The sequence below is a fragment of the Defluviitalea raffinosedens genome (genome assembly GCF_016908775.1).
In the GTDB taxonomy this organism is placed as follows: domain Bacteria; phylum Bacillota; class Clostridia; order Lachnospirales; family Defluviitaleaceae; genus Defluviitalea; species Defluviitalea raffinosedens.
Genome location: NZ_JAFBEP010000012.1, coordinates 22,692 through 36,073, shown reverse-complemented (window position 1 = coordinate 36,073; position 13,382 = coordinate 22,692). Strand labels below are relative to the sequence as shown.

General features: G+C 36.0%; 7 protein-coding genes. All 7 read right to left on the bottom strand.

Annotation, left to right across the window (positions count from 1 at the left end):
• Positions 1-43 precede the first annotated feature (43 nt).
• The 7 genes from JOD07_RS09625 to JOD07_RS09595 all read right to left on the bottom strand — a co-directional run bounded on the left by JOD07_RS09625 (position 44) and on the right by JOD07_RS09595 (position 13,381).
• Positions 44-607 carry a hypothetical protein gene (locus JOD07_RS09625; protein ID WP_158740881.1) on the bottom strand — a complete coding sequence of 188 codons (564 nt, stop codon included), beginning with the start codon at positions 605-607 and terminating at the stop codon, positions 44-46.
• 230 nt (positions 608-837) lie between these two features.
• On the bottom strand, positions 838-1,806 hold the full coding sequence (locus JOD07_RS09620) for a PfkB family carbohydrate kinase (protein ID WP_158740882.1): 969 nt from the start codon (positions 1,804-1,806) through the stop codon (positions 838-840).
• Between the two features lie 88 nt (positions 1,807-1,894).
• Positions 1,895-7,891: an S-layer homology domain-containing protein gene (locus JOD07_RS09615; protein WP_204613734.1), complete on the bottom strand. Its 5,997-nt coding sequence runs from the start codon at positions 7,889-7,891 to the stop codon at positions 1,895-1,897.
• A 20-nt stretch (positions 7,892-7,911) separates the two neighbouring features.
• Positions 7,912-10,014 (bottom strand): methyl-accepting chemotaxis protein, encoded by a 2,103-nt coding sequence (locus tag JOD07_RS15455; protein WP_204613725.1) that lies wholly within the window; start codon positions 10,012-10,014, stop codon positions 7,912-7,914.
• A 63-nt stretch (positions 10,015-10,077) separates the two neighbouring features.
• Entirely contained in the window at positions 10,078-11,553 is a 1,476-nt protein-coding gene (locus tag JOD07_RS09605) for a glycoside hydrolase family 32 protein (RefSeq protein ID WP_204613723.1), read from the bottom strand.
• Between the two features lie 78 nt (positions 11,554-11,631).
• Complete coding sequence (locus tag JOD07_RS09600) at positions 11,632-12,483, bottom strand: carbohydrate ABC transporter permease (RefSeq protein WP_204613721.1); 852 nt, start codon at positions 12,481-12,483, stop codon at positions 11,632-11,634.
• 1 nt (position 12,484) lies between these two features.
• Positions 12,485-13,381, bottom strand: a complete 897-nt coding sequence (locus tag JOD07_RS09595; RefSeq protein ID WP_158740892.1) for a carbohydrate ABC transporter permease — start codon at positions 13,379-13,381, stop codon at positions 12,485-12,487.
• Position 13,382: the final 1 nt, after the last annotated feature.

Genomic DNA, 13,382 nt, shown 5'->3' with positions numbered 1-13,382 from the left:
AAAAGGGGTTCACTTCAAAGCTCAAACGAAGTTCTTTTTTACTCTATGCTAATACGGCTGCTGTATAATTTCCTAACTGTACGATTTGTTCCAGTTTGTCTATAGCAACCGATTGATGTTCTGTGATTTCATTAAGCTTTTCTAATATTTTGTCATAATCCATATCTTCCTTCATAATTTGCTGCTGTACTTCTTTCATATCTTTTAATTCATTAATTTGTGCAAGAGCGGTTTGAATCTTTGAAGATTCTGCTTCAACATTCCGAATAAATTCATTGAATGTCTGTATCTGCTCTTCTGTCATTCTCTGTCTTGCTCTCGCCTTTTCATTCATTTTAGATTGAACCATGGTAATGGTGTTGTTTTTACTTTCTAACAACTCACTAAGCCGACGGGTATTCGTATGTAATAGGTCGAGCAGGGATTGTACCTGCTGATCCTTGTCCTCAATCTTAGCAACATCCCTTTTCTTTAACTCATCATCAATGATTTGAACGTAAAATGGACGAATATGTAATAGCTCTGAACTTATATCTGTATTCTTGATCACTTGCGCAGGATGGGATAAACAAATAAATATTAAAACACTGCCGATAATCTTTTTCAAAAAAGATCCCCCTTTATGTCTGTATTAAATACTGTATATAATTATATACGATAAAATCTTTTGAAAGTCTTAAAATAAGGTAAATATTTCTGAAAGACAACAACTTTATACCCATCCATAATAGATTGAAAATGATTCACATTAAAAATGCCTCCTGTCAAAATCATTGCTAACAGGAGACATATACGTAAGTGAAACATGAAGAGAAAATACTTAATCTATAATCATTTTTAATGATTTCCTTGAGTTTTTATAAAGTCATAAACTTCTTCTAATGTCGGTATTGCAGGAATGGCTCCTCTCTTCATTGTGATTAAGGCGCCAGTCGCATTTGAAAACCTAAGCATATTTTCAAGTTCTGAAATTTCCAGTTCTTTAATGACTTTACCACTTTCCAAAATTTGATACAGTAACGCCCCCAGGAAGCCATCTCCTGCCCCTGTGGTGTCAATTGCTTTCACCTTATATGGAGAAACATATCCTTCATCATCAGCTTTTCTAAAATAACTGCCTTTATCTCCTAAAGTAACTGTAATGAACGGTATATCATACCCCTTGTATAAAAATTCTGTTGCTTTTTTCATGTCATCAATACCTGTTATAAGTTCAAGTTCTTCTTCAGATACTTTCAGAATATCTGCATATCTGAGTCCTTCCTTAATCTGTTGCTTGGCTTCCTCAATACTTTTCCATAACAGAGGCCTGTAATTGGGATCATAAGAAACAAGCAAATCCTTTTCTTTAGCATATTTTAAGGCCTTAAGGGTTGCACTTCTTGCTGGTTCATGAGTCATTGAGAGAGAACCAAAGTGGAATACTTTTGAATTCTTAATCATTTCCAGATTGATCTCTTCTTCTTTTAACATCATATCCGCACCAGGGTTACGGTAAAAACTAAACTTTCTGTCACCATTCTCATCCAAATGCACAAAAGCCAAGGTTGTTCTAACTTCATCATCAAATACAATGCCTTCTGTTGAAACGTTGATGTCATCTAATACTCCTTTTAAAAAATGTCCAAACTGATCATTACCTAATTTACCAATGAAACCAGTTGCCTTGTTAAATTTTGAAAGTACTGATAATACATTGGCTGGTGCTCCTCCAGGATTCTGCTCAAACAAGAAACACTGATTGGAAGATAATCCTGCAGGCGTAAAATCAATCAATAGTTCTCCTAATGCTACAACATCATACATATCCTGTCACCTCTTCAGCTTGTATCCCCCTGCTTTATATTGATACTTGCAGGGGGTAATATAATCTTTTAATCTGTTTATACTTTTATTAATTTATAAAGTCAACATATTTTAATAAATTCTTAATCATTTTTGCAGCTTCTGCCCGTGTTGCTGTTCCATTGGGAACAAATTCACTTTCACTTCTTCCACTGACAATAGAAGCTCTCACAGCTTTTGCTATTGCTTCTTTTGCCCATGGTTGAATCCCATCCCCATCTGTAAATTCAGACAACAGGTTTTCTTCATTCTCATGAACATCTACTGTTGTACCTGTAAATTCAAAAGCACGTATAATCATAACTGCCATTTCTTGACGTGTAATGTTTTCATGGGGTCTGAATGTACCATCTTCGTATCCATTGATGATCTTAGCCTGAACTGCCTTCTGTACAATACCTCCATACCATGAATTCTCATCTACATCTTTAAAAACAGCTTGTGCCTGATCTGTTGACAAGCCAAGAGCCCTTACCAACATTGCAGCAAATTCAGCTCTTGTTACCTTACCATTAGGATTAAATCTTTTACTGTCTACACCTTTTACAACAAGTTTCGAAGCAAGTAACTCTATATCTTCTTTTGCCCAATGGGATGTAACATCTTCAAAAGATTTGTTATTTTCAACAACTGCATAAATACTGTTACGGTTTCTTTTAATCGTAACAATTGCTTTTCCTTCTTTGACATCAAATATAGAAGGTACAAAGGATAGTTCATGAGTTTGGGGATTATACATTACAGCTGTTGAATATCTATTATCAGACACTTTATCGACATAAATACTTCTTTCCACATAGGTACTGCCAAAATCATTAAATCCTTTGCTTTTACCCTCTGCTTCAATCGTTATGCCAAAATCAATGATATCAGAAAGCACATTTAATCCTGACTCTTGTGCAATCCTCATAACTGCTTTTACTTGTTCATCATCTGCCGAACCAATGGATATTTTAAGTTTACCTTGTTCTACTGATACACCCAGGTCATCGCTTATGGATGAAAAGTCTATCAGACGAATTGGCAATTTGTAGTTTCCATGGTTCGTTTCAATTTCGATCACCACATTGGGAACTTCTTTTTGTACTTTCAGAATGGACTTAATGGGTATAATGACTTCAGCAAGATCTCTTACATTTTTTACATTAATTTTTAGCACTTTTCCATCTGTATTTTTCAATGCAACAAGGGCTTTTTCCATCATGTCTTCATCTGCCGTTACAGTGAATACAATTCTACCCTCTGCAGTTTTCGATGTTTTTCCTTCTATAAGGAGCTCAACCCCTTTAGTATTGCTGAGAACTGTTGATAAAGGTTCATTTACAGGCTGATTTGTTGCACCTGAAGATGGTTTACTATTATTATCCCCACTGCTGCTTCCTGAATCAACAACAGTGAATGAGAATACGCCTTTGTGACGTCCTTGAAGGCTTTCATACACAGCTTCTACAACTGTAGCACCTCTTTTTTTAGCTGTAATCAACCCATGGCTATCCACTTCAGCAATAGTAGGATTACTGATTTTAAAAGTACACTCAAAAGTCACATCTTTTGAATAGTTCTTATCATATACAACACTTACAACGGTCTGTGCTTGCTGACCAATTTTAAGCTTTGAAGGAATTCCATCAATCATAAGAGGTTCTAATTTAACAGGTACATTAACATCATCAAGATTAAGATGTCCAAATCCTCCAGTGTGGTTGTCAACTACTTTGATATATAATTCTTCCCCTATATATTCTGAAGCATTCCACAGGACACGAGAATATTCTTCAGAATTTCGGCCCGTTGCCTTAAATAATTCCTGTTCATCTGATGCTCTTACCAGGGCTACATATAATCGGTCAATGTCATTGCCTCCGCCTATCAGAAAATCAATCTGTCCGTCTCCACCAAGTATAAAGTTCTGTGATTTCATTACTCCTGTAAGGGAATCTCCTCCAAGGGCTTCATTGAATCCCCAGTAATGGTATTTCCCAGGTATTTCTCCAGTAGGATTAAATTTACCACCCCAGTATGTATCAACGTCTGTTACATGAGCATCGGTAAAGGCATTACCTTCTGCAACGATCCATCCAGTTAAATCTCCTGTTGCAAAATCATGGTTAACTAAATGTCCTACATTTTCTGGAGTACTGTTGGTAAATTCGGTCCAATATCCTGGCACAATGCTTCCATCTCCATAGGCAGATTTCATTTCCCACACATTCATTGATTTAACTGTAATATTTCCATCTGCCCATAGTTTAAGGCCCATTGCATCCCCTTTGCTTGGGAAAACTCTTGTTGTCAGACTCTTTCTGTGATTGATATAGGCTTCAACCATTGAACGATCCAGGTAGATATGTAATTGCAGGTTCTCTCCTTTTAAGTCTACTTTTCCACCTTGAATACCTGAACTCATTTTCAAGTCGGGGTCAGAAGTTGTTTTGGTTCTGTCTACGCTGAAAGTTTGATCTTCTTTATTATAATACAGTAAGGTTTCTTCTTCCCCATTTGGCGTACGTCTTACTTTAATACCAAATTTCTTTGCATCTTCTGGTTCAATTTCCAGTTCAATTTCTAAAGTATCTCCCTGAATATCCTGGATGAGTTGATTTGCTTCTTCCAAGCTCTTATTTGATAAGGATACCAGTTGCTTTCCTCTTAAAGATTTCAGTTCTTCTATAGGTTCTAAGCGAAGTTCTCCATCATCCCCTAAGCTTAAACTTATGGGTAATCCAGCATTATGAGCCCATCCTAAATCATAATAGAATTGATTTCCAGCAGTGCCGTTGATCAACTGTGCAATAGTGAAGAAAATCGTTCTTCCTGTTTTGGGATCAACCATGCCTGCTCCGCCAGTAAATTTTGAATCTCCAAGATCCATTAATTTTGGTTCTTCATGGTCTGGAATAAATCGACAGTTTTCTTTATCAAATTCGCCAATCCAGTAAAATACTTCTACATCACTTTTTTCTCCTGCCGGAAGTACTGTCAGGATATACTTTTGGTTTCCTTTTTGATCTTTGACAGGAAGAAGTACCGGCAATTCCCACACGGTTCCTAAATAAGGGTATTTGTCCAAATCTGCCTGATATAGTTCCCCTTTATACTCCCAATTGTATAAATCATCGGATACATAAATGAGTGCTGTACCACTCTTTGTTATCGTAGAACCAGACGTTACAATCTGATACCACTTTTCTCCGTCTTTCCATGTAAAGTTATCTCTGAATTCTCCAAATTTCCCCATACCCGGCTTTTGCTCGTTGATAAGTCTTGGATAAACTTCCCACTCTTTTAAATAAGGATCGTTTATATCCTTTGGTGTTGCCAGACCAACAGCCTGATTAGGAGCTTTACTGTCATTGCCTGCTGTAAATAAAAGTACAGGCTTTCCATTTGCATCATAGGTTGCACTTCCTGCCCACATTCCATCAGGAGCAATATCTCCTTTTTGTGGAGACAATGCTACAGGCATATATTCCCAATGTACCAAATCATCGCTTACCCAATGTCCCCAATGAATCTGATGGAAGAAAGGTCCCTGTGGATTGTGCTGATAGAATAAATGATATTTACCCTTATAGTAAATAGGAGCATGGGGTTCATTCATCCAATGTCCCGGTGGAATTGCATGATATTGGGGACGGTATCTGTCACCATCGTAAACTTTGGGATCAAGGGCGATATCTTCATATTTAATTTGAGGAATATTGCCATTATATGGAGCTAAATCCTGAGCATAGTGGTTCTGAATTTCTTCATCTGTAAAAGCTTTATTATAGATTTTTAACTCGTCGATTAAACCGTTAAACATGTTGTAGTCAAAAACGCCGTTTAATTTCACTGCTTCATTATTTTTGCCAATCATCAGGTTCGCAGCCGAAATATTGATAGATCTCTGAGCAGGAGTCTGTGCTTCTGCAACCAATTCCCCATTCAAGTATATTTTTGCCGTTGATGTATCTTTACTAAAGGTCGCTGCCACATGGGACCACTGGTTCTTTGCCAAAACCTGATCTTCTGACCATACTTCTATCCATTTGTTTCCAATACCTACTTGGAATGACCATGTTCCATGGCGATACATTCCTAAAATAAATCCTTCTCTTTTACCTTTACTGTACTGATTTACAATGGCAGATAGTTTACCACCATCTCCCCATTCATAGGATCTTGGTGCAACCCACGCTTCAATGGTCAATTCATCAGAGATTTCTCCAAACCTGGAAGCTTCTCTTTCAATCCATGTGGAATATCCATCAAATAATAAAGCACCGTTTTTGACACCATTGTTTCTCCATTGAGGATCTGTGGACGGCTTATACTTTGCGTTGTTAAATGTATAGTTAATATAATCTTCTGCATCAGCAGCCTTATCTTTTGCGTATTTCCCCTGCATTTCATCAAATGACCAGTATGCTATCAGCCCTTTATTAACTTCAAAGCCGTCTACCATTATGAAACCTGTGTTTGTTTGATCCACTACTTGAATATATACTTTTTCCCCAAGATATGGCTTAAGCTCCCATGTTACTGTTTCAAAGTCAGAAGAAGAAGGTGTCTCTTTTATAAGCACTTCATCTGTATCGGCATCTAGTAATGCTACATATAAATTTTCTGTATCCCTGTTTCCACCAATCATAAACTCTATTCGAGCCGCATTTCCTATAGTGAATTTAGTTGACTTTATGCTGCCAATTTTCTCCTTTTGACTGACTGCATAATATGCATTTTTAGGATGGATAGAATCAATCTTTTCATTAGATACTAAGAAAGCATCGCCTTCGATTTCCCATCCTTCAAAATCACCTGTTTCAAAATCTGGATTTTGTATTCCATATTTTGATACCGTTGTGGGGGGAATATACCTATTTTGTGCTATCACCCCTTCTGCAGGTATCGTCTCATGGTAGGTAAAGAATGCATCGGCAAAGATCAAGCCCCATCCTTCTGTTGCCTCATCAACAATTTGGATGTAAAGATCCTTACCAATAAAATCTGATAAGTCTGCTCTATATTGCACCATATTCGCCAGACGCATACCTTCGTCTATGTTAGGGAAATTCTTATCCGCAAACTCAGTATTGGCATAGACTGCAACCAACTCATTTTTATCTGCGTCATATACCTCGATATATACTTTATTAGGATCTCCTCCACCGCCAAGCTTAAAGGTGATCCAACCACTGCCTGCCAGCATAAATGTGGAAGAACGAATCTTACCTTTTTCTGATTCAGGATATTTCCATCCATTTAAATGATATTGGCCTTCCTGGTTATATGGAATGGCTTCAGCCCACCAAGTTATGTCACCAGATACACTATCGGGACCAAAAGCACCGCCTTCAACAACCGTCCAGCCTCTTATATCTCCTGTTTCAAACCCTGGATTTTTTATAAGAAAGTTTCTGGCAAGTAATCCCTCTGTAGGTACAGTCTCATGATATGTAAAAAATGCATCAGCAAAAATTAGCCCCCAGTCATTGGTCGCATTGTCAACAATCTCAATATATAATTTTCTTCCTATGTATTCAGATAAATCCGCTCTATATTGTTCCATATTGGCCAAACGCATCCCCAATTCAATATTAGGGAAATTCACATCCGCAAAAGCTGTATTCCCATATATAGCCAAAACTTCATCCGTTTCTGCGTCTCGGATTTTAATATGAACTAAATTGACATTTTTACCTCCTCCAAGTTTGAAAGTAATCCAACCACTTCCTCCTAGTCTAAAAGTAGTGGAACGTACTCTGCCTGTCGCTGCTTCTTCACACTTCCAGCCATTCAGATGATATTTCCCTTCTTGGTTATAAGGAATTGCTTCTACCCACCAGGTCTGATCCCCTGAAACGCTATCTTGACTGAAAGCTTCTCCTTCTAATATGGTCCATCCTGTCATATCGCCTGTTTCAAAGCCTGGATTTACAATTGAATTTGGAATATCTTCCTCAGCATAAACTATAATTGCACCATTAAAGCTAAATACTTGCGAAATGAAAAAAACAAGTAACATAATTACAGCAATAGATTTATGTTTCTTAATTTTAATCATTTTTCCCCCTCCAATTGCAATTATTTGATTTTAAATTTCCCCATAGACTGTGTTAAATCTCTGGCTAACTGGGCTAATTCAACGGCCATGTTGCTTAATTGCTCAGTCGTGGCGAACTGTTCTTGTGTAGCTGCAGAAATCTGTTCTGCAGTACTGGCATTGATTTCTGAAACCAGAGAAATCTGCTCCATATTAGCTAATACTTGTACCTTGTAATTTTCTGTTTCTTTGATATATCCAGAGATTTCTTCTGTATATTCAATAAATTTATTGATAATTTGCTGAATCTTGGCAAATGCTTCAATGGATTGGCTGATAATCGTATTTTGCTCGCTTACAATATTTTCAGATTTATATACCATTTGGGTTGATTGTTGGGTCTTTGAAATAATATTCTGTATCAATTCTTCAATATTGTGTGTAAAATTTGCAGATTGATCTGCAAGCATTCTGATTTCCTGGGCAACCACTGCAAACCCTCTGCCGGATGCTCCTGCTCTCGCTGCCTCTATACTGGCATTTAAAGATAATAGTTTCGTCTGACCTGAAATCGTATTTAGCATACCTGTTATCTTTATAATTTCATTAATCTTATCATTCAAAGATTCCATAGAATCAACAACTTGCTGCGTGATTTCTGTCGTCTTTAATGAATTCATTTGCAAACTTTTCATAATAGAAATTCCATTTAATGTAATAGTTTGCACGTCATTTGAAATCTTATCTATGTACTGAACATTTTCATACATGGACTCAATTTTTCGAGACAGGATTTTAAATGACTCATTTCCTTCATTGACTTCTGCACTTTGCTTAGCTACCCCATCAGCTACCTCTTCAATTGCTTTGGCAATTTCATTGGTTGCTGTGGCTGTCTCTTTTGAAATAATGGCAATATTTTGTGCTGAAGCATTGACTGTCTGTGCAATCTTATCATTTTGCAAACTCATCTGTTTTATCTGTTTAATCATTGAATTAAATGCTGTCCCTAATAATCCAATTTCATCTTTTCCTTTAGTATCTGCCTCAACAGTCAAATTTCCTCTCTCAACTTCATTCATTACCCCAATTAATCTTTTGATGGGCTTTGTAAACTGAATAGAAAAGTAGATACCAATAAACACAAACAGAATTCCTGAGAGAACTGCTCCATAAATAAGCTGTGTATTGATTCTTTTTGCAGGTGCCAGTATTTCATTCTTATCAACAGTATTGATATAACACCAGCCACTCTGTTCTGAATGTATTAAAGATACCAATAACCCTTCTTCATACTCAAAAGTTATCTTTTTTTCACTGCCTGTTTTAGCCAGTATATCAGCCACTAACTGCTGTTCTTCTAAAATACTTTCGTCCTTTATATATATTTGATCCCCGTATATAACATCTTTACTTGGCAAAATAATATATGATTGTGATGTTTCCCCAATTTTCATTGTTGCTAAAGATTCTGTAAAGGTATTCTTTTTTAAATCATATAACAAGATAAATTCACTGCCCCAGCGGGGTGTTAATTTTATGCCATATGTAACACCTGCATCTGACCTTGTAATTGGAAATTCCTCTTTTTTTAGCTGAAACCAGATTCCTTGATTACTTTCCAGAATGTTTTCATACCATTTAGGTCTCTCATCTTTAGAGACATCCATACTCGAAGAGCCTGCAGGATAAATAATCTGTCCTTTGCTGCTGATCAAATATATACATGATATGAATTTATTAGAATTAATAGCTGTAGATATCGTTTCTTTAATGTATGTAATGCCCTTTACCTTCTCCCCGCCTTCTAAAACATCCACTTTACCGCCATATTCCAGAAACTCCGTGTTAGAAGCTAAGGATACAGTTAAATTCTCAATATTTCCTGTAATTGCATCAAAATATTCTTTCTCTCTTAATGTTAAAGTTTCGATATTAGACTTAAACAATTCATCCATTGTAGTATAGGTTGTATAGGTCGCAATTCCTGTATTAAAGCATGTTAAAATGATAATCACTGTCAATACTAATATAATGATTTTTGAAGAAATGCCTTGAATATTTATGTTCAATTTCAGTTTGGGCATAAAGGTAAATTTTGCTACATCCCGTATCGTTTTATTTTTCTTCATATCCTTTTTCACAGCAGACCCTCCCTTGAGAGACCTTACATCAGCAAATAATTTGTCATATATTTGATTAATTATTTAAACACATATATCCCACTTTATAAATTTTTTAATCGTTACCAAATCACAGGATCGGAAAGCGATATGTCCTTCGTTTTTAGGGTAGACCAGACTTGTCATTACATATTCCCCGTCATTTATAAAAATTTCTACAGAAGAAACATCCACAAAAATATTTAACTTAATTCCTTCTTTCATCGAATCAATAGACTGCTTGCGAATATAATCTTTTGGTTTATTTTTGCTTTCAATGGAGTATCCAATATTGCTGCGATCCAGTCTGACTTCTTTCTTGATTCCGTCCACAGTCAATTTTAAGGATTCATCTCCATTTTTAAACAAATCGATATCAAGTACTTTATTTTCCATATTGTCTAATTCGATATATAATTCATGACTTTGAAGTTTGATATGTTCTAATGAATGTTCTTCATTGATATTCAATCCATAAAAGATTTCTTCATTTTTTCGGTAATTTTGGATTTCTTTTACCGGTTGCTGATAGACTTTATTGCTTTTAATGAACAGCTCTCTTGGCAAGGTCATTGAACCTCTCCAATAATGCCCTAAGTCTTTAAGAGGGGATTCTCGCTCCCACATATTCATCCAGCCAATCATAATCCTTCGTCCATCTTTTGCTTTTACTGTCTGGGGGGCATAAAAATCGAAACCAGAATCGAGCTGTTGATAATGCTCAACATGATAATCCCCTGTTGAGTAATCAAAATTTCCTATGGCCGCAATACAAGCATAAATATTTTGACTGCCATATTTCCCTTCAGGAAGTAATTGTGGAGACATAATCAGTACATCACGGCAATCCAGCATAAACAAATCTGGACATTCCCAAACAGTGCCAAAATCCTCTTCCAAAGTAAAACGATTTAAGTACTTCCAATTTTCCAAGTCTTCAGAAGTATAAAATAAGATTTGTCCCTTATAATCCTTTCTTTTAGAGCCAATAACGACATAATACTTTCCGTCTTTCTCCCATATCTTGGGATCTCTGAAATCCTGAATGCGTGCATGACCAGGCACTTCATCTGAAGAAATAACAGGATTTTTGCTGCATTTTTCAAAAGCAATTCCATCCGTACTTTTTGCCAGGCACTGCACCTCTCTTACAGCTTCAGGATTTTCTTTATCCGGATCTGTATGTCCTGTATACATCAGATAAAGTTCTTCACCAATTTGCATAGCGCTGCCTGAAAAACATCCTCCTACATCATAGGGTTGATCAGGAGCAAGGGCTACAGGTAACGTCTCCCACTTAATGAAGTCTTTCGACTTAGCATGCCCCCAATGCATTGGGCCCCATTCACTGTCATAGGGATAATATTGATAAAACAAATGATATTCATCTTTAAAAAGGGAAAAACCATTAGGATCGTTAATCCATCCAATAGGCGCCATAACATGGTAATTATGTCGATACCTATTGATAACTTTTTCTTTGTTTATTTGGATATATTGATTAGCTTCATTTACTGTCACAATTGATCCACCTTTCATTCTTTTAATGTTTTTTTGTATAAGATAAATCTTTTAATCATTATTACTTAGCAATTTGCTTTACTTAATTCCTGTATGAGAAATACCTTCAACAATGTATTGCTGGAAAAATACATAAATCAAAACCATAGGAATCGTTGCTACTGTTAATGCCGCAAGAACCTGATTGGTATAAACCGGCTGTGTATTATTAAGCACATTTAAAATTACCTGTAATGGTAATTTGGCATTGTCTGCAAAAATAAGTACAGGCCAGATATAATCATTCCAGGATAAAATAAAGGTTAAAATTGCAATGGTTGCAAATATTGATTTGGAAAGAGGCATAATAACATTATAGAAAATCGTCCAGCTGTTGGCTCCATCAATTAAGGCAGCTTCTTCCAGTTCCTTTGGGATTCCTATAAAGAATTGCCTAAACAAGAATAAATTCAGTGCATTTCCAATGTTAGGAGCAAGTAACCCTAAAAGGGTGTTTTCCAGCCCCAATTTGTGTACTATAACAAACAAAGGCACGATATTGGTCTCAGCCGGTACAATAAGAACCAAAACAATCAATGTAAACCAGAAATTCTTCAAAGGAAAATCAAATTTAGCCAATGCATATGCCCCCATCGAATTAACAAGGAGATTCAGTGCAACAAGTACAATGGCATACATAAGACTGTTCCTGATTCCTCTAAACAAGTCAAATCTCATAAATACTTCTTTATAAGGCGTAAACCACTCAGTTATACTAATGTTTATTGGAGGAAGAAATGCTGCAGGGGTTTTAAGATCCAGCATGATTTGTGCTTCTGGTTTAAAGCTGTTCACTACCATCCATACAATTGGGAAAAGAAAAATAAATGCCAAAAGAAACATGAATGTATAAAATGGTATGCTTTTAATTAAAGCTTTCATTTTTTTCATATTAATCTTCCTCCTTTATCAAACGACGTTGTAGTAAAATCAGGATAGCAACGATTATAGCGAAGACTAAAGTAATGGCACTGGCATAACCTACATTTCTGTATCTTACACCTGTCTGATAAATATAGTAGACGATAGTCAACGATGAATTTTTAGGTCCTCCACTTGTCATAACCATTGGCTGAACAATTAATTTAAACGCAGCAATTAAAGTTGTAATCATAATGAATACTGTTACATTTTTTAAAGATGGCAGGGTAATGTATAAAAACTTTTGCCAACCGTTCGCTCCATCAAGGCTTGCAGCCTCATAATATTCTGCTGGTATGTTTTTAAGACCTGCAAGGAAAATCATCATTTGATATCCTGCACCTTGCCATGCAGATACAGCAACAATGGTAGGCATTACCTGTGTAGTGCTTGTTAAAAAGGGTTGTTTAGATAGACCTAAGGTAGTTAATGCGGCATTGATTAGTCCCGATTCTGGATTTAATAAAGTCATCCACAAAATTGAAATAACAACCAGGGACATAACAACTGGTGCAAAAAATGAAACCTTAAAAAATAAATTAAATTTTATTTTTCTATTCACCAGTAATGCCAGTATTAATGCCGTACCTACCTGAAGGGGTATAACCATAATAATGAATTGAAATGTATTAAAAAATGCTTTCCACATCAGTTTATCTTCAATAAGATATTTAAAATTTTCCAACCCTATAAACTGAATATCATTAGGTCTTAAAAGATAATAGTCTGTAAATGCATATGAAAAAGATGCAAGGATAGGCCCGAGGACAAAAATTAAAATAAATATAAGTGCTGGTGCTAAAAAAGCATAGGCGATTAATGTCTCTCCAAGTTTATATTTACCAAAGAGTTTTTTAGATTTTAGCATT